General features: G+C 75.9%; 13 protein-coding genes. All 13 read left to right on the plus strand.

Annotated elements, in window-relative coordinates:
* Positions 1-3: 3 nt before the first annotated feature.
* The 13 genes from QSK00_RS08845 to QSK00_RS08905 all read left to right on the plus strand — a co-directional run bounded on the left by QSK00_RS08845 (position 4) and on the right by QSK00_RS08905 (position 20,196).
* Positions 4-6,801 carry a type I polyketide synthase gene (locus QSK00_RS08845; protein WP_285589698.1) on the plus strand — a complete coding sequence of 2,266 codons (6,798 nt, stop codon included), beginning with the start codon at positions 4-6 and terminating at the stop codon, positions 6,799-6,801.
* Positions 6,798-8,753 carry a hotdog family protein gene (locus tag QSK00_RS08850; protein WP_285589699.1) on the plus strand — a complete coding sequence of 652 codons (1,956 nt, stop codon included), beginning with the start codon at positions 6,798-6,800 and terminating at the stop codon, positions 8,751-8,753. Before QSK00_RS08845 ends, QSK00_RS08850 begins: the two co-directional genes overlap by 4 nt.
* Entirely contained in the window at positions 8,747-10,300 is a 1,554-nt protein-coding gene (locus tag QSK00_RS08855; RefSeq protein WP_285589700.1) for a PfaD family polyunsaturated fatty acid/polyketide biosynthesis protein, read from the plus strand. Before QSK00_RS08850 ends, QSK00_RS08855 begins: the two co-directional genes overlap by 7 nt.
* On the plus strand, positions 10,297-12,009 hold the full coding sequence (accD, locus tag QSK00_RS08860) for an acetyl-CoA carboxylase, carboxyltransferase subunit beta (protein ID WP_285589702.1): 1,713 nt from the start codon (positions 10,297-10,299) through the stop codon (positions 12,007-12,009). The genes QSK00_RS08855 and accD overlap by 4 nt, the downstream gene beginning before the upstream one ends.
* A complete protein-coding gene (locus QSK00_RS08865; protein ID WP_285589705.1) occupies positions 12,006-12,563 on the plus strand; it encodes an acetyl-CoA carboxylase biotin carboxyl carrier protein in 558 nt (185 codons plus the stop codon). Before accD ends, QSK00_RS08865 begins: the two co-directional genes overlap by 4 nt.
* Positions 12,560-13,909 (plus strand): acetyl-CoA carboxylase biotin carboxylase subunit, encoded by a 1,350-nt coding sequence (locus QSK00_RS08870; protein ID WP_285589708.1) that lies wholly within the window; start codon positions 12,560-12,562, stop codon positions 13,907-13,909. The genes QSK00_RS08865 and QSK00_RS08870 overlap by 4 nt, the downstream gene beginning before the upstream one ends.
* 96 nt (positions 13,910-14,005) lie before the next feature.
* A complete protein-coding gene (locus QSK00_RS08875; RefSeq protein ID WP_285589710.1) occupies positions 14,006-14,947 on the plus strand; it encodes an acyl-CoA desaturase in 942 nt (313 codons plus the stop codon).
* The gene (locus tag QSK00_RS08880) at positions 14,944-15,201 is read left to right on the plus strand and encodes an acyl carrier protein (protein WP_285589712.1); all 258 of its coding nucleotides are present in this window, start codon (positions 14,944-14,946) and stop codon (positions 15,199-15,201) included. Before QSK00_RS08875 ends, QSK00_RS08880 begins: the two co-directional genes overlap by 4 nt.
* Positions 15,198-16,052, plus strand: a complete 855-nt coding sequence (locus QSK00_RS08885) for an SAM-dependent methyltransferase (RefSeq protein ID WP_285589714.1) — start codon at positions 15,198-15,200, stop codon at positions 16,050-16,052. Before QSK00_RS08880 ends, QSK00_RS08885 begins: the two co-directional genes overlap by 4 nt.
* Positions 16,049-17,287 carry a cytochrome P450 gene (locus tag QSK00_RS08890; RefSeq protein WP_285589715.1) on the plus strand — a complete coding sequence of 413 codons (1,239 nt, stop codon included), beginning with the start codon at positions 16,049-16,051 and terminating at the stop codon, positions 17,285-17,287. The genes QSK00_RS08885 and QSK00_RS08890 overlap by 4 nt, the downstream gene beginning before the upstream one ends.
* Positions 17,284-18,135, plus strand: coding sequence for a thioesterase II family protein (locus QSK00_RS08895; RefSeq protein WP_285589717.1), 852 nt, complete (start codon positions 17,284-17,286; stop codon positions 18,133-18,135). The genes QSK00_RS08890 and QSK00_RS08895 overlap by 4 nt, the downstream gene beginning before the upstream one ends.
* Entirely contained in the window at positions 18,119-19,777 is a 1,659-nt protein-coding gene (locus QSK00_RS08900; protein ID WP_285589719.1) for a fatty acyl-AMP ligase, read from the plus strand. The genes QSK00_RS08895 and QSK00_RS08900 overlap by 17 nt, the downstream gene beginning before the upstream one ends.
* Positions 19,774-20,196 carry a PaaI family thioesterase gene (locus tag QSK00_RS08905; protein ID WP_285589721.1) on the plus strand — a complete coding sequence of 141 codons (423 nt, stop codon included), beginning with the start codon at positions 19,774-19,776 and terminating at the stop codon, positions 20,194-20,196. The genes QSK00_RS08900 and QSK00_RS08905 overlap by 4 nt, the downstream gene beginning before the upstream one ends.
* The last annotated feature ends 1 nt before the right edge of the window (position 20,197 follow it).

The following is a 20,197-nucleotide window of genomic DNA, read 5'->3' on the forward strand; positions in this document are numbered from 1 at the left end:
CCCGTGAGCCCCGCCGTCCCCTCCCCGCACCGCCCCGGTGACCTGTCCGCACGCCGGCTGGCCGAGACCCCGATCGCGGTCGTCGGCATGGGCGGGCTCTTCCCGCAGGCGCCGACCGCGCGCGACTACTGGCAGAACATCGTCGACGGCACCGACTGCACCACCGAGGTCCCGGCCGACCGGTGGCGCATCGAGGACCACTACGACCCCGACCCGTCGGCGCCGGACAAGTCGTACTCGCGGCGCGGCGGGTTCGTGCCCGACGTCGACTTCGACCCGCTGGAGTTCGGGCTGCCGCCCAACCAGCTCGAGGTGACCAGCGCCCTGCAGACGCTGTCCCTCGGCGTCGCCCGCGACACCCTCGCCGACGCCGGGGCCACCGGTTCGAGCTGGTACGACCCGAGCCGTACCGGCTGCGTCCTCGGCGTGACGGGTCCGGTGCCGCTGATGCACCCGCTCGCGGCGCGGCTCTCGACGCCGGTGCTGCGCGAGGTCGTCCGCAGCTGCGGGCTCACCGAGGACGACGGCCGGCGGATCGCCGAGACCTACGCGCAGGCGTTCGCCCCGTGGGTGGAGAACTCGTTCCCGGGGCTGCTGCCGAACGTGACGGCCGGGCGGGTCGCGAACCGGCTCGGGCTCGGCGGCATGAACTCCACCGTCGACGCGGCCTGCGCGGCGTCGCTGTCGGCGATCCGCGTGGCGGTGGCCGAGCTGGTCGACGGCCGCGCCGACCTCATGCTCACCGGCGGCGCCGACACCGAGAACTCGATCTTCATCTACCTGTGCTTCGCCAAGGTCGGGGCGCTCTCGCACTCCGACCGCATCGCCCCGTTCGACCGCTCCGCCGACGGCACACTGATCGGCGAGGGCATCGGCATGCTCGCGCTCAAGCGCCTCGCCGACGCCCACCGCGACGGCGACCGGGTCTACGCCGTGATCTCCGGGCTCGGCTCCTCCAGCGACGGCCGGCACAAGAGCATCTACGCCCCGCGCGCCGAGGGCCAGCGCCTCGCGCTCGAGCGGGCCTACGACGACGCACAGCTCTCGCCCGCCGAGCTCGGCCTCGTCGAGGCGCACGCCACGGGCACCGCCGTCGGCGACCGGACCGAGCTCACCGCGCTCGGCGGGCTGCTCTCCGACCACGGCGCGACGCCCCGTTCCGTCGCCATCGGCAGCGTGAAGTCCCAGATCGGTCACACCAAGGGCGCGGCCGGCACGGCGAGCCTCATGAAGGTCGCGTACGCCCTCCACCAGCGGGTCCTGCCCGGGACGATCAACGTCGAGGCGCCGAACGAGGCCCTCGACGCCGACTCCGCGCTCTACGCCAACACGCGCACCCGTCCCTGGGTCAGCGGCCGCCCGCGCCGCGGCGCCGTCTCCGCCATGGGCTTCGGCGGGACCAACTTCCACGTCGTGCTCTCCGAGGAGCCCGTCGTCGGGCCCCGCCCGGTGCTGCACCGGACGGCGCGGTCGTCCGTCTTCCACGCCGCGGACCTGCCCTCGCTGAGGGCGTTGCTGTCGTCCGACGCCCTTCCCGACGAGGGGCCGGTGCCGGACGGGCACGTCCGGGTCGGCTTCGCCGCGGCGGGCGAGGAGGACGTCGCGGAGCTGCGGGCGCTGGCGCACGCCGGCCTGCAGGGGCTCGCCGACGACGTCGAGGAGTGGACGCACCCGCGCGGGATCTGGTTCCGCCGCGCCCCGCTCGCCGACCGCCGGGTGGCCGCGGTGTTCGCCGGCCAGGGGAGCCAGTACCTCGACATGGGCCTCGACGCGGCGCTGAACAACCCGACAGTGGCGGACGCCCTGGATCTGGCCGACTCCGTGGTCCCCGGGCTCGGCGCGACGATCTTCCCGCCCCCGGTGTTCGACGCGGCGGAGCGGCGCGCGCAGGAGGCGGCGCTGCGGGCCACCGAGCACGCCCAGCCGGCGATCGGGGCCCTCGCGGCCGGCCAGTTCCGGTCCCTCGCCGAGCGCGGCCTCGACGTGTCCGCCGCGATGGGCCACAGCTTCGGGGAGCTCACCGCGCTGTGGGCCGCCGGGTCGCTCACCGACGCCGACTTCGTCGCGCTCGCCCGGGCGCGGGGGGCGGCGATGGCCCCCGGTTCCTCGGGTGACCCCGGCACGATGGCGGCCGTCTCGGCGACGCGGGACCAGGTCGAGGAGCTGATCGCCGGCGCCGGGCTGGACGACGTCACGGTGTGCAACCACAACGCCCCCGAGCAGGTCGTCGTCGGCGGCGGCACCGAGCAGGTCGAGCGGTTCGTCGCCGCGTGCGCCGAGCAGGGGATCGGGGCGAAGGCCCTGCCGGTCGCCGCGGCGTTCCACACCGCCCACGTGGCGCACGCGGTCGGCCCGTTCCGGGCCGCCCTCGCCGAGGTCGACGTCGCCGAGCCGCGTATCCCGGTCGTCGCGAACACCGCGGGCGCCGCCTACGGCGCGGACGTGGCGGCGAACCGGGAGGTGCTCGTCGGGCAGCTCTCGGCGCCGGTCGAGTTCGTCGCCGGGCTCGAGGCGCTGCGGGGGACGGTCGGCGTGGTCGTCGAATTCGGCCCGAAGCAGGTGCTCACCGGGTTGGTCCGGCGGGTCCTGGGCGACGACGTCATCGCGATCCCCACCGACGCCGGCCCCGTCGGCGACTCCGACCTCGCCCTCGAGCAGGCCGCCACCCGGCTCGCCGTCCTCGGCGTGCCGCTGTCCGCACCCGTCCGCGGCACGGTGCCGTCGCTGCCCGAGCGTCGGTCCGGCGGCATGACCGTCACCCTGACCGGCGCCGAGCACGTCCCCGCCGAGCGGGCCGCGGCATACGCGGCGGCCCTGGCGGACGAGCGGCCGTTGGAGGCGGTGGCGTCCGCGGCGGCGGCGGCGGCCACCTCGCGTGAGGGGAACCCTCGTGCCACAAGAGCGCTCGATTCCTCCCCTCACGGGGTGAGCGCCCCGGCCGTCCCCGTCGCGCCCGTTCCACCCGTTTCGAGCGAAGGGTCCCCTCGCGCAGGAGAGCCGCCCGTGGGCGCCCACGGCCAGAACGTCCCGGAGAATCCCGTGTCCGAGCCGTCCGCCGACGTCCTCGCCCAGCACACCGCCCTGCACACCCGCTACCTCGACGGGCAGCTCGACCTCGCGCAGCGTCTCGTCGACGCCTGGCACGCCGACGCCGGCCCGGAGACCACGGAGCGGCTCCGCGCGGTCGCCGACCACGCCGACGCCATGTCCCGGGCCCACGTGCGCGCCAACGAGGTGCTGGCGTCCCTGGCGGCGCTGGAGCACGGGGTCGCACCCGGCCCCGTTCCGAGCGAAGGGTCCCCTCGCGCGGTAGAGCCGCCCGTGGGCGCCCCTCGCCAGCTCGCCGCCGCGCCGCCCGTGCCCGCGCCCGCCCCCGTTCCGACCGAAGGGTCCCTTCGCGCGGTAGAGCCGCCCGTGGGCGCCCCTCGCCAGATCGCCGCGCCGGCCCCCGTTCCGACCGAAGGGTCCCCTCGCGCAGTAGAGCCGCCCGTGGGCGCCCCTCGCCAGGAGCTCGCCGCCACCAACGGCCACGCCACCAACGGCCACGCCCCGACGACGCCCTCCACGCCCCAGCCCGCCGGGTTCGATGCCGCCGCGCTGCGCCAGGTGCTCGTCGAGGTCGTGGCCGACAAAACGGGCTACCCGGCGTCGATGGTCGACCCGGGCCTGGACCTGGAGGCCGACCTCGGCGTCGACTCGATCAAGCGGGTCCAGGTCCTCGGGGCGGTGCAGGAGCGCTATCCCGATCTGCCCGCGATCGGTCCGGAGTCGATGGCCGAGCTGCGCACCCTGGACCAGATCGTGCAGCACTTCGCCGCCGAGGCCCCCGCAACCACCCAGCCGGTCGGCGGGTTCGACGCCGCGGCCCTGCGTCAGGTGCTGGTCGAGGTCGTTGCGGACAAGACGGGTTATCCGGCGTCGATGGTCGACCCGGGTCTGGACCTGGAGGCCGACCTCGGCGTCGACTCGATCAAGCGGGTCCAGGTCCTCGGGGCGGTGCAGGAGCGCTATCCCGATCTGCCCGCGATCGGTCCGGAGTCGATGGCCGAGCTGCGCACCCTGGACCAGATCGTGCAGCACTTCGCCGCCGAGGCCCCCGCAACCACCCAGCCGGTCGGCGGGTTCGACGCCGCGGCCCTGCGTCAGGTGCTGGTCGAGGTCGTCGCCGACAAGACGGGTTATCCGGCGTCGATGGTCGACCCGGGTCTGGACCTGGAGGCCGACCTGGGCGTGGACTCGATCAAGCGCGTGCAGGTGCTCGGGGCGGTGCAGGAGCGCTATCCGGACCTGCCGGCGATCGGTCCGGAGTCGATGGCCGAGCTGCGCACCCTCGACCAGATCGTGCAGCACTTCGCCGCGGACGAGCCGCGCGCACCGAAGCCCGCGGCACCCGCCGTTGGGAAGGACGAGGACACCGTCGAGCGCCACGCCGTCGAGCTCGTCGACCTCCCCGCCCGCGAGGACGGCGCCGCGGCCTTCGCGGCCGACCCGGTCGCCGTGCTGGTCGACCGCGGTGGCCCCGAGCCGGACGCCCTGGACGAGGCGCTCACCGCCGGCGGGTGGACCGTGCGCCGCGTCGGCCTGCCCGAGACCACGGGGTGCGACTGGCCCGACCCTGCCGACGATCGCACGCTCGACGGCCTCGACGACGCGCTCACCGGGCAGGTCGACGCGGTCCTGCTCGTCCTGCGCGACGACGAGGACCTCGCGAGCAGCGTCAGCCAGCTCGCCGACGCGGTGCTCGTCGCCGGAGCGGCCCGCGACGTGCTGACCCGTACCGCACAGGCCGGCACCCGCGCCGCGTTCGTCACCATCACCCGCACCGACGGCGGCCTGGGCCTGCTCGGGCACCGCATCGCGGCCGACGCGGTGCTCGCCGGGGTCGGCGGACTCGTCAAGACCCTGGCGCGCGAGGCACCGGTCGTCTTCTGCCGGGCCCTCGACATCGCTCCGGTCGACAGTCCGGACTCCGCCGCGGAGATCGTCCTCGCCGAGCTCACCGACGCGGCGACCGACGTCGTCGAGGTCGGTGTCGACGCCGACGGACACCGTCGCACGGTCCGCGTGTCCGACCGACCCGCCCCGACCATCGGCGACGCCACTCCCGTGGGGCCCGAGGACGTCGTCGTCGTCACCGGCGGCGCCCGCGGCGTCACGGCCGACTGTGTCCGCGAGCTCGCGCGCCGGGTCGCCCCGGAGATCGTCCTGCTCGGTCGGACCACGCTCGCCGAGGAGCCGGCCTGGGCCGTCCAGGTTCCCGACGACGGGCTGACCGCGGCTGCCGCCCGAGCGCTCGCCACCGACGGGCGGCCCGGCCCCCGCGAGGTCGCCGCCGCCCGCGACGCGGTGCTCGCGCAGCGCGAGGTGCGGGCGACCCTGGAGGCGGCCCGGACACACGGCTCGGCGGTCCACTACCGGTCCGTCGACGTGACCGACGCCGACCAGGTCCGCGACGCCCTCGCCGACGTCGCCCACCGCGCCACGGTCCTCGTGCACGCCGCCGGTGCCCTCGCCGACGCCACGCTGCCGGACAAGACCCCCGCGGCCGTGCACCGGGTGCTCGCCCCGAAGCTCGTGGGCCTGCACCACGTCGCCGAGGCCCTGCGCGACGCGCCGCTGCACACGGTGGTCCTGTTCGGCTCGGTCGCGGGCGTCCACGGCAACCCCGGCCAGGCCGACTACGCCCTGGCCAACGAGGCCCTCGCCCGCTTCGGCGCCAGCGCCGACCGCCACCGCGCCCCGCGCCGGGTGAGCACGTTGTCCTGGGGCGCCTGGGACGGCGGGATGGTCACGCCCGACCTGCGCGAACACTTCCGGGCCCGCGGCGTCCCGCTCATCGATCCCGACGCCGGGTCGCGCGCCTTCGCCGACCACCTCACCGGCGGCGCCACCGGCTGGGTCCTGCTCGGCGCCCCCGACCCGCTCACGGGTGAGCAGCCGCGGCCCGTCGCCCTGCCCGCCACCACGTCCCGCGACCTCGAGAGGCTGCGCGCCGAGCCCGTGCTCGCCGCCCACCGGATCGGCGACGAGCCGGTCCTGCCGGCCACGGTCGCGCTCGGCTGGATGATCGATGCCACCGAGCGGCGCACCCCCGACCGCGTCGTCACCGGCGTCCGCGACCTCGCCGTCCGCAGCGGTCTGGTCTTCGGCGACGAGGCCGCCGGGTCGCTCACCGCGGAGATCGACGCTCCCCACGACGACGGGTCGGTGCCGGTCGCCGTCCGCGGCGACGGGTCCGCCCCGCGGTACTCGGCGACCCTGCGCCTCGGACCGGTCATGCCCGAGGCCGGCACGGTCCGTGACCTGCCCACCGGCCCCGGCGAGGACGGCACGGAGCTCTACCGCCGCGCGGTCCTCTTCCACGGCCCGGCCCTGCAGGGCGTGCGGCGGGTGCTCGAGCAGTCCGACGACCGCGTCGTCCTGGAGTGCGCCCTGCCGCCGACCCCGCTCGCCCGCGGCGCCTACGCCGGGCGCCGGCACGACCCGGTGACCGCCGACGTCGTCCTGCACGGCCCGCTCGTCCTCGGCCACCGGCTGCTCGGGTCGGCGTGCCTGCCGCTCGCGATCGGCCGGATCGACCTGGACGCGGTGATCCCGGCGGGGGAGACGTTCGTGCTCCTCGTCGAGAACCCGCGCGCCGGGACGAGCACCCTGCGCTGCGACGTCACCGTGTGCGCTGCCGACGGCACCGTCCTGCAGCGCTGGATCGACGTCGAGGTCGTCACCACCGCGGGTATGGACGAGCGCTTCGCCCGGGGGGTCGCCTCCTGGAACGGCGCGACGACGGCGGCCGCCCGGTGAGCGCCGTCCTGGAGTTCGACGGCGAGGCGTTCGACCCCCTCGCCGCGCCGCAGCAGGTGCCCGTCCCCGTCACCGCTCCGACGACGACGGCGGCCGGCTCCGTCGAGCCCGCCGCGACCCTCGCCCGGCTCCGCGCCGGGGTGGTCGCCGCCCACGCCGGTGCGCTCACCGCTCAGACCGCGCTGGCCCGCCGCCTGCTCGCCGGCGCCAGCCCGACCGCCCCCACCCCTTTCCGAACGAGCGGCACTCTCGCGCACCTAGAGACTGCGAACGGCACTCTCGCGCACAACACCGTGCCTCCGCCCTCCACCCGGGAGGCCGCGTTCAAGCCCCCGGCCCGCCCGAACCGGACCGACCTCGACCGCCCCGCCCTCGACGCCCTGGCCATCGGGGACATCGCCGCCGTGTTCGGCCCCCGCTACGACCAGCGCGGCACGAACCCCGAGGTGCGCACGCACGGCGGGCACCTCGACGCCGTCGCGAACCTCGACCTCCGCGGCGGCGCGACCGGACGCGGCGGGCTGACCGCCACCCCGACGCCGGGTGCGACCCTGCGTGGCGCCGCCGTCGAGGCCGTCGAGGTGCTGGCGATCGCGCTCGGGCTCCCGCTCGTGCTCGCCGGCACCACGCTCGAGTCCACCTCGGACGCCCCCGAGGTCCCCGTGCACCAGGAACTGACCGTCGACGCCCTCGAGGTCGACCTCATCCCTCGGCCGCACGTCGTCGCCCGGGTCGGCGCCCACGAGGTCACCGTCACCGTCCGGGAGCTGCCGGGCACGGCGGTCGGCCCGGACGCCACCGGCCGCCTGGCCACCCCCGGCCGGGTCTGCTCACAGGGCGAGCTCGCGGTGCTCGGCGAGTTCCACTTCACGCACATGTCCCGCGGCGAACCGGGCCTCGCGCACGGCCCGCAGTATGCCCACCTCCTCGGCCGCCGGGCCACCCGGCTGCCGAGCCACGGCCTGCAGCTCGTCGACCGGGTCGTCTCGATCGACGGGGAACGCGGCGCCTTCACCGACGCCACCTACGTCACCGAGTACGACGCCCCCGCCGACGCCTGGTACTTCCACGACACCGGCAACGTCGACGCCCCCAACGTCATGCTGATGGAGACGTCGCTGCAGTCGGCGCTGCTCGTCGGCTACCACCTCGGCGCCACGCTCTCCGACCCCGGCCAGGACTACGTGCTGCGCAACCTCGGCGGCACCGCGACCCTGCGCCGCGAGCTGGACCTCCGGGACCGGACGATCCGCCAGCACTCCCGGATCACCGCCACCACCCCGATGCCCGGCTCGATCCTGCAGGAGTTCACCTACTCCCTGACCGTCGACGGCGAGCCCTACTACGACGGCGAGTCGATGTTCGGCTTCTTCACCGCCACCACGATGGCCAACCAGACGGGGCTCGACGGCGGCCGCGACGTCCCCTCCTGGCTCGACCGGGAGGACCCGACGTCGCGCCGGACCCTCGACGCCGCCGTCCGTGGCCCGCGCCGGCCCGTCGACCACCTCGCGTTGCTGGAGCGCATCACGGTGGTCGACGGCGGCGGCGAGCACGGGCAGGGCTACCTGCACGTCGCGCAGCCGATCGACCCCGGCGCCTGGTACTTCGCCCGCCACTTCCACCTGGACCCCGTGATCCCGGGCTCGCTCGGGGTGGAGCAGGTGCTCCAGGCGATGCAGGCGTGGGCGCTCGACGCCGGGCTCGCCGACGAGCTCGACGCCCCCGACTTCGTCGTCCCGGTCGGTGCCACGCTGACCTGGCGCTACCGCGGCCAGGTCGTCCCGACCGACGGCACCGTCACCTTCGAGGTCCACCTCCGCGGCGTCGAGCGGCGGCCCGGCCGCATCCGCGTGAGCGCCGACGCGAGCCTGTGGAAGCCCGGGCTGCGGATCTACGAGATCCTGAACGCGACGATCGAACTGCGCGAGGCGGGAGCCGCACCATGGTGAGCACCGACGCCCTCCACGACCTCGACCGTCCCTGCTGGGCGGTCGCCGGCCCGCAAGGCCCGTTCCTGACGTCGAGCCCTCCCGCGGCCGGGCAGCGCGTGCTCGCCGCCGTCGGGCCGATCCGGGAGGAGTCGCTCGGCGCTGCGTCCTTCGGCCGGCACCACGGAGTGCGCCGCGCGGTCATGAGCGGCGCCATGGCCGGCGGCATCGCCTCCGCCGACCTGGTCGCGGCGATGGCGCGGGCGGGCTACCTCGGCTCGTTCGGCGCCGCCGGGCTCACCGCCGCCCGGATCGAGGACGCGCTGACGCAGCTCGACCGGGCCGGCGCCCCGTACGCCGTCAACCTCATCCACAGCCCCCACGAGCCGGCGCTGGAACGGACGATCGTCGACGCGTGCCTGCGCCACGGCGTGCGCACGGTGGAGGCGTCGGCGTTCCTCGACCTCACCGAGGAGGTCGTCCGGTACCGGGCGACCGGCCTGCGCCGGGCCTCCGACGGTGGCGTGACCACCGACCACCGGGTCATCGCCAAGGTCTCCCGCGCGGAGGTCGCCGAGGTGTTCCTGCGCCCCGCACCCGAGCCGGTGCTGCGCCGCCTCGTCGCGCGCGGCGCGATCACCGTCGATCAGGCCGACCTCGCCCGCCACGTCCCGATGGCCGACGACCTCACCGCCGAGGCCGACTCCGGTGGCCACACCGACCGCCGACCGCTCCCGGTCCTGCTGCCGGCCATGCTCGCGCTGGCCGAGCAGGTGGCCCGGGAGTCGGGGACGACGCCGGCCCGGGTCGGCGCCGCGGGCGGGATCGGCACGCCCGCGGCGATGGCCGCCGCGTTCGCCGCGGGCGCCGCCTACGTCGTCACCGGCTCGGTCAACCAGTCGTGCGTCGAGGCCGACCAGTGCGCCGCGACGAAGGAGCTGCTCGCCGCCGCCGGCGTGGCCGACACCGTCATGGCGCCCTCGGCGGACATGTTCGAGCTCGGCGTCGACGTCCAGGTGCTGGGCCGCGGCACGATGTTCCCCGCCCGCGCCCGCCGCCTCTTCGAGCTCTACCGCAGCCGGGACTCCCTGGCCGACCTCACCGCCGCCGAGCGCACCGAGCTCGAGGAGCGCATCCTGCGCCGCCCGGTCGAGGCGGTCTGGGACGACACCCGGCGGTTCTTCGCCGAGCGGGACCCGTCCCAGGTCGCCCGCGCCGAGACCGACGAGAAGCGGCGGATGGCCCTGGTGTTCCGCTGGTACCTCGGCCTGTCGTCGACGTGGTCGAGCCGCGGCGAGCCCGACCGGGTCCTCGACTACCAGATCTGGTGCGGCCCGGCGATGGGCGCGTTCAACGCCTGGGTCGCCGGCACCCACCTCGCCGCGCCCGCGCACCGGCGGGTCGCCGAGGTCACCGACGCCCTGCTGCACGGCGCCGCGATCGAGGCCCGCGCCACCGTGCTGCGCCTGGCCGGGCTCCGCCTGCCGCCCTCGGCGAGCACCTACCGCCCCGTGCCACCGACGACCGACGACCGCATCCCCGCTCTCGCCATCCGGGAGAACCGATGACCGCCGCCCGTACCGACGACACCGGCGACTGGCTGGTCTGTGCCGGCTGCCGGACCCTGCTCTACGCCCGCCGCTTCCGCCGCCACCGCCAGGTCTGCCCGGACTGCGGTCACCACGCCCCGTTGACCGCCCCGGACCGCGTCGCCGACCTGTTCGACGAGGGCACCGCCCGCACCTGGGAGCCGACCGCCACCGACGTCGACCCGCTCGGCTTCGTCGACAGCCGCCCCTACCCGCAGCGCGTCGTCGAGGCCCGCGCCCGCACCGGCCTCGACGAGGGCGTGCTCTGCGTCCGCGGCACCATCGCGGGCCGGTCCGTCGTCGCCGCCGTCATGGACTTCCGCTTCCTCGGCGGCAGCCTCGGTGCCGCGGTGGGCGAGCGCATCACCGCCGCCGCCGAGGCCGCGCTGGCGCAGCGGGCCCCCCTGCTGCTGGTGTGCGCCTCCGGCGGTGCCCGCATGCAGGAGGGCGTCGTCGCCCTCATGCAGATGGCGAAGACCGTCGCGGCGCTGCAGGCCCTCGACGAGGCGGGGGTCCTGACGATCTCGCTGGTCACCGACCCCACCTACGGCGGCGTCGCGGCCTCCTTCGCCACGCTCGCCGACGTGGTGATCGCCGAGCCCGGTGCCCGCCTGGGCTTCGCCGGCCGCCGCGTCATCGAGCAGACCATCCGCGAGGAGCTGCCCGAGGGCTTCCAGACCGCGGAGTTCCTGCTCGCCCACGGCATGCTCGACCTCATCGTGCCCCGCCCCGAGCTGCGCACCACGATCGGCCGGCTGCTCGGCGCCGCGTCCGGCGGCGGGCCCCGGCCGCTGCGCACCTCCCCGCTCGTCACCGATCCCACGGCCCTCCCCGAGCGCGACCCGTGGGAGGCGGTGCGCCTCGCCCGCCGCCTCGGGCGCCCGACGACGCTGGACTACCTCACCCACGTCGTCGAGGACTTCGTCGAGCTCCACGGCGACCGTCGCCACGGCGACGACCCGGCCATCGTCGCGGGGCTCGGCCGCCTCGACGGCCGGCCGGTCGCCGTCGTCGGGACCCAGAAGGGCCACGACGCGGCCGCCCTCGCCGCCCGCGGCTACGGCATGTCCGGCCCGGCCGGCTACCGCAAGGCCGCCCGGGTGATGACGCTGGCCGCGAAGCTCGGCCTGCCGGTGGTCACCCTCATCGACACCGCCGGCGCCTACCCGGGCGTCGCCGCCGAGGAGCAGGGCCAGGCGCTCGCGATCGCCGAGAACATCGGGCTCATGGCGTCGCTGCCGGTGCCGGTCGTCGCCGTCGTCACCGGGGAGGGCGGCAGCGGGGGAGCGCTCGCGCTCGCCGTCGCCGACCGCGTCCTCGCCTGCGCGAACGCCGTCTACTCGGTGATCAGCGCCGAGGGCTGCGCCTCCATCCTCTGGAAGGACGCCGCGCAGGCCCCGCGCGCCGCGGCCGCGCTGCAGGTCGACGCCCGCGCCCTGCTGCGGCTCGGGATCGTCGACGGCGTGCTGCCCGAGCCCGGCGACGGCGCCGACTCCGACCACCTCGTCGCCGCGCGCACCCTGCGCGACGCCGTCTCCGCCGCCCTGCAGGGCCTCGAGGGTCACGACGGCGGGTCGCTCGTCGCGTCCCGCCGGGCCCGGTTCCGCGCCTACGGCGCCGAGACCGCGCTCGGGGCCGTCGAGACCGGATCCACCGCCGTGATCACCGACGTCCGGGAGTCCGCGTGAGCACCCCGCCCCATGTCAGCGGTGGCACACGGCTGACGCCCGACGTCAGCAGCGCGCCACCGTCGCACGACGGTCCCGTCCCGTCGCCCGCCGACCTGGACGCCGTCCTCACCGTCCTGGTCCGGCACGTCCGCGACCTGGCCGGCCTCGGCACGGTCCGGATCGCCGCCGGCGCGGTGACCCTCGAGGTCGGGCCGGCCACGACGGCAGAAGTCGCACCGGCGCCCGTCGTCAGGAACCCGCCTCCGGTGCTCGCAGCGGTGCCGGACCCGGAGCCCCCTGTCGGCGTGCTCGATCGCTCTGTCGGGCCGGACGGACCGACCGTGTGCTCGACGACCGTGGGCGTGTTCTACCGGGCCGCCGAGCCCGGGGCCGCGCCCTTCGTCGCCGAGGGCGACACCGTCGCCGTCGGGCAGCAGATCGGGATCGTCGAGGCGATGAAGCTGATGATCCCCCTCGAGTCCGACCGCGCCGGGACGATCGCGGAGATCCTCGTCGGCGACGGCGACGCCGTGGAGCACGGCCAGCCGGTGCTGCGTCTGGCGTCCTCGTGAAGAAGGTGCTGGTCGCGAACCGCGGCGAGATCGCGGTCCGCGTGATCCGGGCGTGCCGAGACCTCGGGCTCGGCACCGTCGCGGTCCACTCGGCCGCCGACCGCGACTCACTCGCGGTGCGCCTGGCCGACGAGTCGGTGCAGGTCGGGCCGGCCGCAGCGCGGGCGAGCTACCTCAACATCCCGGCGCTCGTCGAGGCCGCCCGCATCCGGGGCGCGGACGCCGTGCACCCCGGGTACGGCTTCCTCTCCGAGAACCCCGACTTCGCCGAGGTGTGCACAGCCGAGGGCCTCACGTTCATCGGGCCACCCGCGCCGGTGATCGAGGCGCTGGGCGACAAGGCCCGCGCCCGGGCCACCGCGATCGAGGCGGGTCTGCCGCTGCTGCCCGGCTCCCGCGGCGAGCTGGCCGACGTCGACGCCGCGCAGTCCCTGGCCGACGAGATCGGCTACCCGGTCATCGTCAAGGCGGTCGCCGGTGGGGGTGGGCGCGGGATGGCGGTGGTGCGCCGGTCGGAGGACCTCGCGCGGGCGTGGGCCGAGACCCGTGCCGCCGCCGTCGCCGTGTTCCGCGACGGCCGATTGTTCCTCGAGCGCTACCTCGACTCCGCCCGGCACGTCGAGGTGCAGATCCTCGCCGACGCCCACGGGCATGCGGTGCACCTCGGGACCCGCGACTGCACCCTGCAGCGCCGCCACCAGAAGCTCGTCGAGGAGTGCCCGGCGCCCGCCCTGCCGCCGTCGTTCCTCGCCGAGATCGCCGACGCCGCGGTCCGGATGGTGCAGGCGTCGGGCTACGTGGGCGCGGGCACCGTGGAGTTCCTGGTCGACCCCTCCGGCCCGGCGTTCTTCTTCATGGAGGTCAACTGCCGGCTGCAGGTCGAGCACCCGGTCACCGAGATCGCGACCGGCATGGACCTCGTCGCCGAGCAGCTGCGGGTCGCCGCGGGGGAGCCGCTCGGGTTCACCCAGGCCGACCTCGTGGTCCGCGGCGCCGCCGTCGAGTGCCGCATCAACTGCGAGGACCCGGCCCGCGGCTTCGTGCCCACCCCCGGTGTCATCGAGCGCTGCGAACTGCCGGGCGGCGCGTTCGTGCGGGTCGACACCCACGTGCACGCCGGCTACCGCGTGCCCGCCGCCTACGACTCCCTGCTCGCCAAGGTCGTCGTCTGGGCCCCCGACCGGGAGCGCGCCTTCGCCCGCATGCGCGGCGCCCTCTCCGAGGTCCGCATCGAGGGTCCCGGCATCGCGACGACGGCGGGCTTCCTGCGTGACCTGCTCGACCACCCCCGCGTCGTCGCGGTGGAGCACGACACCGGCCTCATCGGCGAGGTCGTCGGCGCCTGACCTATCGCGCGAGTGCTCCTCCCTCTGCGCCGACCACCGACCCGTCCGGCGCACCACGATCGGTTCCGACGCCCCAGCCCCTCCCCGGAGCTCCCCATGGTCGACACGACCGCCGTCCCCCGTGAGCCTGCCCGCAGGACGATCAGCAACCCCTACCTGCACCGCCTGCAGCGCCGGCACTTCCTCCTCTTCGACGTCGCCCCGATCGCCGGCACCGCCGCCGCGCTCGCCCTGATCCCCGTGCTGCCGTTCGGGGCCACCGAGATCGGGCTGCTGATCGGGATGTGGATCGTCACCGGCCTCGGGATCACCGTCGGCTACCACCGGCTGTTCACCCACCGCACGTTCACCGCCTCGCCCCTGACCCGCACCGCCCTCGCGATCGCCGGGTCGATGGCCGGGCAGGGCGGGGTCGTGTCGTGGGTCGCCATCCACCGCCGCCACCACGAGTGCAGCGACCGGGAGGGCGACCCGCACTCGCCGAACCTCTCCGGCGACGGGCTGCGCGGCGTGCTCCGCGGCCTCGTGCACTCGCACTTCCTGTGGATGCGCCGCCACGAGTACCCCAACATCGCCCACTACGCGCCCGACCTGCTGCGCGACCGCCGCGTCGTCGCCGTCGGCCGGCGCTACTACACGTGGGTCCTCGTCGGCCTCGCCCTGCCCACCGTGATCGGCGGGCTGGTGCACCTGTCCTGGACGGGCGCGGTGTCCGGGCTGCTCTGGGGCGGCCTCGTCCGCATCTTCGTGCTCGAGCACATCATCTGGGCGATCAACAGCTTCCTGCACCGCTGGGGCACGAAGCCCTACGACTCCCGCGAGAACAGCCGCAACGGCGGGGTGTTCGCCCTGCTGACCTTCGGCGAGTCCTGGCACAACAACCACCACGCGTTCCCGGAGTCGCCCACGTTCGGGCTCCAGTGGTACCGGCTCGACCCGGGCTTCTGGCTCATCCGCTCCCTCCAGGCGGTCGGCCTCGTCCGGGACCTGAAGACCCCCAGCGCCGACCGCATCGCCTCGAAGAAGGTCACCGCATGAGCACCGGTCCGGACACCGCCGAGATCCTCACCTGGGCCCGCGGGTACCTCGCCGACCTCCTCGGCACCGACCCGACCGCCCTCGACCCGCACGCCGACTTCGACCAGCTCGGAGTCGACTCCGCCCTCGCGGTCTCGCTGCTCATGGAGATCGAGGGCCGCTACGGGGTGGACGTCCCGCCCGAGTCGCTGTTCGAGAACCCGACACTGGCGGCGGTGGCCGCGATCGTGGCCGCCGAGCGGGCACCGGCGTGACCCTGTCCGCCGCGGCCGCCGTCCGGCACCACTACGACGTCGGCAACGACTTCTACCGCCTCTGGCTCGACCCCGGGCTCACCTACTCCTGCGCCCTGCCCGCGGGTCCCGACGACGGGCTCGCCGCAGCCCAGGCCCGCAAGGTCGCCCACCACCTCGACGCCGTCGGACCCTGTCGGCATCTGCTCGACGTCGGGTGCGGCTGGGGAGGAGTCCTCGACGCGGCCCTCGAGCGGGGCACGCGGACCGCGGTCGGGCTCACCCTCGCCGAGGAGCAGGCGGCGCACGTCCGGGCCACCGCCCGGCCCGGCGTCGAGGTCCGGGTGGAGAACTGGACCGACCACGAGCCCGACGCGCCCTACGACGGCATCGTCTCCGTCGGCGCCCTCGAACACTTCGCCCGCCCCGAGGACGACGACGAGCGCCGCGTCGGGCGCTACCGCGACTTCCTCACCCGCTGCCGCGACTGGCTCGTCCCCGGCGGCGTGCTCTCCCTGCAGACCATCGCCTACGGCTCGATGGACCGCAGCGAGGCGAGCGCCTTCATCCAGCAGGACATCTTCCCCGCCGCCGACCTGCCGTCGCTCGTCGACCTCGCCCGCGCCGCCGACGGTCTGATGGAGGTGCGCACGCTGCGCGACGACCGCCCGCACTACGCCTGGACCTGCGAACGCTGGCTGGCCAACCTCCGGGCGCACCGGGACGAGGCGGTCGCCCTGGTCGGCGAGGAGGTCACCGCACGCTACGAGCGCTACCTGCTGCAGTCCGCCCTGGGCTTCCGCATGGGGCGGATCGGGCTGCTGCGGATGGTCCTCGCGCCGCGGCAGCGGGCCTGGGGTGCGCTCCGGTGACCGCGTCGGGCGCCGTCCGGTTCAACCCGTTCGACCCGGCCTTCCGCGCCGATCCCTACCCGCAGTACCGGGCGCTGCGCGAGCACGCCCCGGTCCACCGGGCCTTCGGGATGTGGGTCCTGACCCGCCACGCCGACGTCACCGTGGTGCTCCGCGACCGCACGGCCTCGGTCGGGCTCGTCCCCGACCTCGTCGAGCGCCAGACCGCCCGATCCGCGGCCCGGACGACCGTGGCGCCGGAGTCGCTCATGCGGATCTCCCGGCTCGCCCGTACCTCGCTGGTGTTCACCGACGACCCCGCCCACCAGCGCCTCCGGGCCCTGACCGGCCGGACGTTCGGGCCCCGCACCCTCGAGGCGCTCCGGCCCGGGATCGTCGCCGAGGCCCGCCGGCTCGCCACCGCGCTGCGGCTCGACGGCGGCGGCGACGCGGTCACCGACCTCGCGGCACCGCTGCCGCTCGCGGTGCTGGTCGACGCGCTCGGACTGCCGCCCGAGCGGCGCGGGGACGTGGCGGACTGGACCCACCGCATCCGGTTCCTGCTCGAGCCGGGGCTGCTCACCGCCGACGACCTGCCGGACGTCGCGGACGCCGTCGACGCGTTCGCCGCCACCCTGCACGACGTCGCCGCCGCCCGTCGTCGCGATCCACGCGAGGACCTCCTCGGCAGCCTGGCCGCCGCCCGCACCCCCGACGGTGATCGGCTCGACGACGAGGAGCTCGTCCTCGTCGCGATCATGACGTGCGTCGCCGGGCTCGAGACCACCGCCGCTCTGCTGGGCAACGGCCTGCACGCCCTGCTGGCCCACCCCGACCAGGCCGCCCTCCTGCGCGCCGAGCCGCACCGCCTCCGGGACGCGGTCGCCGAGCTGCTCCGCTTCGACAGCCCGTTGCAGCTCACCCGACGTGCGACGACGCGGGAGACCGTGCTCGGCGACGCCGTCGTCCCCGCCGGCGCGTCGGTGCTGCTCTGCCTCGGCGCCGCGAACCGGGACCCGGAGGTCTTCGTGGACCCGGACGTCCTCGACGTCACCCGCACCGCGGGCGCCCACCTGGCCTACGGCCGCGGGCTGCACGGCTGCGTCGGCGCGTCGCTGGCGAGCCTCGTCGCCGAGGTCGCGCTCCGCGAGCTCCTGCTGCTCCCGGGGACCCTCCGGCCGGCCGGACCGGTGACCTGGCAGGAGCACAGCCAGATCGTCCGCGCCGTCGCGCACCTGCCGGTGGTCCTGCGGTGAGCCGTCGGTCCTGGCTGCGGCGTTCCGACGACGGGGATGCGCGGCTCACGCTGGTCTGTCTGCCGCACGCCGGCGCGGGCGCCTCGTCGTTCGCGCGGTGGCCGGCGCTGGTCGGGCCGGACGTGCGGGTCGTGCGGGCGCAGCTGCCCGGGCGGGAGGAGGTCGCCCACGAGGAGCCGGTCCGCCGGGTCGCCGACGCGGTCGCGGGCCTCGGCCCCGACGTCGCACGCCTGGCCGCCACCGGGCCGGTCGCCCTGTACGGGCACAGCATGGGAGCGCTCGTCGCCTACGAGCTCACGCGGGCGCTCGTCGCGCTCGACCTTCCGCCGGTGCACCTCGCGGTGTCCGGCCGCCGCGCCCCGCACCTGCCCCGGCGGTTCCCGCTGATGCACCTGCTGCCCGACGAGGAGTTCCTCGAGCGCCTCGACGCCATGGCGGTCACCCCCGAGGGACCGCCCCCGCCGGCCCGTTCGGCCGCCAACCGGCGCTACGCCCTGCGCGTGGCGCGCGCCGACCTGGAGCTGGGCGAGACCTACGCGCACCGGGGACCGCCGTTCGACGTGCCGGTCTCCGCCTTCGTGGGGGAGTACGACCCGGTCGTCGACCTCGCCGAGACGCTGGCGTGGAGCGAGGTCACCCGGGGCCCGTTCCGCGCCCGCCGCCTGCCCGGCGGACACCTGCTCGACCAGTCGGCCCGCGTCGCGCTGGTCGACGCCCTGCGGGCGGACTGGGCAGCCCTCGTCCCCACTCCCCGTGGTGCGAGGGGAACCCTCGCACCACGAGAGCGCCCGAGTCCTCCCCTCACCCGACGACCCACCACGGAGACCGCCGATGCCCGGCCCGCGTGAGGTCCTCCGCCGTCGTGCCCGCGAGACCCCCGACCGGCGCGCCTACGTCTTCCTCGGCCCGGACGGCACGGAGGTCGAGGCCCTGACCTACGGCGAGCTGCACGCCCGGGCCCGCGCGACCGCGCTGCGGCTGGCCGCCCACGCGTCCCCGGGCGACCGCGCGCTGCTGCTCTTCGCGCCCGGGCTGGACTTCCTCGTTGCGTTCTTCGGGTGCCTGGAGGCGGGCGTCATCGCGGTGCCCGTCGCCCCGCCGCGGCGCGGGCACGTGCAGGACGCGACCCGCAGCATCGTCGCCGACGCGGAGCCCGCCGTCGTCCTCGCCGACCCCACGACGACGGCGGAGGCCCGCGACGCGCTCGCGCCGCACCTGCCGTGGCTGCTGGTGGAGGGCGTCGCGGAGGGCCGTCCCGACGAGGGGCCCGCCGACCCCGCGAGCCCGGCCTTCCTGCAGTACACGTCCGGCTCGACGTCGGCGCCCAAGGGCGTCGTCGTCACCCACGGCAACCTCGCGGCGAACGAGGACATGATCCGCCGCGCCTTCGGCCACGACGGGACGTCGACCTTCGTCGGCTGGGCGCCGCACTTCCACGACCAGGGCCTCATCGGCAACGTCCTGCAGCCGCTGCACCTGGGCACGCTCGCCGTCCTGATGGCGCCGTCGACCTTCATCCGGCGCCCGCTGGTCTGGCCGGAGACGGTGTCGCGCTTCCGCGCCCGCACCAGCGGCGGCCCGGACTTCGCCTTCGCCGCGTGCGTCGCCGCCGCGGCCCGCTCCGGCCTGCCTGCAGGGCTCGACCTCAGCTGTTGGACGGTCGCCTTCGACGGCGCCGAACCGCTGCGCCCCTCGACCCTGCGCGGCTTCGCGGCGACGTTCGGCCCGGCCGGGTTCGACCCCGGCGCGCTCTACCCCTGCTACGGCCTCGCGGAGGCGACGCTGCTCGTCACCGGGAGCCGTCCCGGCCGTGGACCGCGGTGGCTCGGCGTCGACCCCGAGGCCCTCACCCGCGGGCGCCTCGAACCCGGGACCCGGACGATCGTCGGGTCGGGGCAGGTGCTGCCCGGCGAGGAGGTCCGGATCGTCGACCCCGACACCGAGCACGCCTGCGCCGACGGCGAGGTCGGCGAGATCCGCGTCGCCGGCGCGCACGTCGCGGCGGGGTACTGGCGGAACGCGGCGGCGACGGACGCGACCTTCGGCGGCGGCGAGCTGCGGACCGGCGACCTCGGCGCCCTGGTCGACGGCGAGCTCTACGTCGTGGGCCGGCGCAGCGACGTCATCGTCGTCCGCGGCCGCAACCACCACCCCGGCGACCTGGAGACGACCGCGCTCGGCGCCCACCCGGCCCTCGCCCCGTCCGGTCCGGCCACCGCCGTCGCGGTCGGGCTTCCCGACGACGAGGGCGGCGGGGAACGGGTCGCCGTGGTGCTGGAGGTGCGGGACCCCGACCTCGACGAGGCCCAGGTCGTCGGAGCCGTCCGGGCCGCGGTCCTGCGCGAGCACGACCTGGCCCTCGCCGCCGTCGTCCTCACCCGTCCCGGCGCCCTGCCCCGCACGAGCAGCGGCAAGATCCGTCGTCGGGCCGCCCGCGACGTCCACCTCACCCACGGGTTCCCCGCCCTCGTCCCGGAGGAGGTCCGATGACCGCCCCGAACCCCGACTACGACGCGTTCATCCGCCGTGTCATCGCGACGATGCCGGCGCTGCGGTCCTTGGGGATCGAGGTCGTCGACCTCGCGCCGGGTCACGCCGAGGTCCGGCTGCCGGAGCGTGCCGAGCTCGCCCAGCACGACGGCTACGTGCAGGGCGGCCTGATCGGCACCCTCGCGGACGTGGCCGGTGGCTGCGCGACGGCCACCCTGCTCCCCGCGGGCTGGGTCGGGATGACCGCCGACTACACCGTCAAACTCGTCGCCCCGGCCCGCGGGACCCTCACCGCGCGAGGGCGCGTCGTGTCCGCCCGGCGCACGACGAGCGTGGCCGCCGCCGACGTCCTCGACGCCGACGGCACGGTGTGCGCGACGGCCCTGGTCACCATGCGCAACGTCGACACGGGCCGCTGAC

It is taken from the genome of Actinomycetospora sp. NBRC 106378 (assembly GCF_030269685.1).
GTDB lineage: Bacteria > Actinomycetota > Actinomycetes > Mycobacteriales > Pseudonocardiaceae > Actinomycetospora.

What these genes read in the sequence shown, in the direction of transcription:
- accD (WP_285589702.1), top strand. Translation starts at nt 10,297, where the DNA reads ATGACCGCCGCCCGTACCGACGACACCGGCGACTGGCTGGTCTGTGCC.
- QSK00_RS08875 (WP_285589710.1), top strand. Translation starts at nt 14,006, where the DNA reads ATGGTCGACACGACCGCCGTCCCCCGTGAGCCTGCCCGCAGGACGATC.
- QSK00_RS08905 (WP_285589721.1), top strand. Translation starts at nt 19,774, where the DNA reads ATGACCGCCCCGAACCCCGACTACGACGCGTTCATCCGCCGTGTCATC.
- QSK00_RS08880 (WP_285589712.1), top strand. Translation starts at nt 14,944, where the DNA reads ATGAGCACCGGTCCGGACACCGCCGAGATCCTCACCTGGGCCCGCGGG.
- QSK00_RS08900 (WP_285589719.1), top strand. Translation starts at nt 18,119, where the DNA reads ATGCCCGGCCCGCGTGAGGTCCTCCGCCGTCGTGCCCGCGAGACCCCC.
- QSK00_RS08855 (WP_285589700.1), top strand. Translation starts at nt 8,747, where the DNA reads ATGGTGAGCACCGACGCCCTCCACGACCTCGACCGTCCCTGCTGGGCG.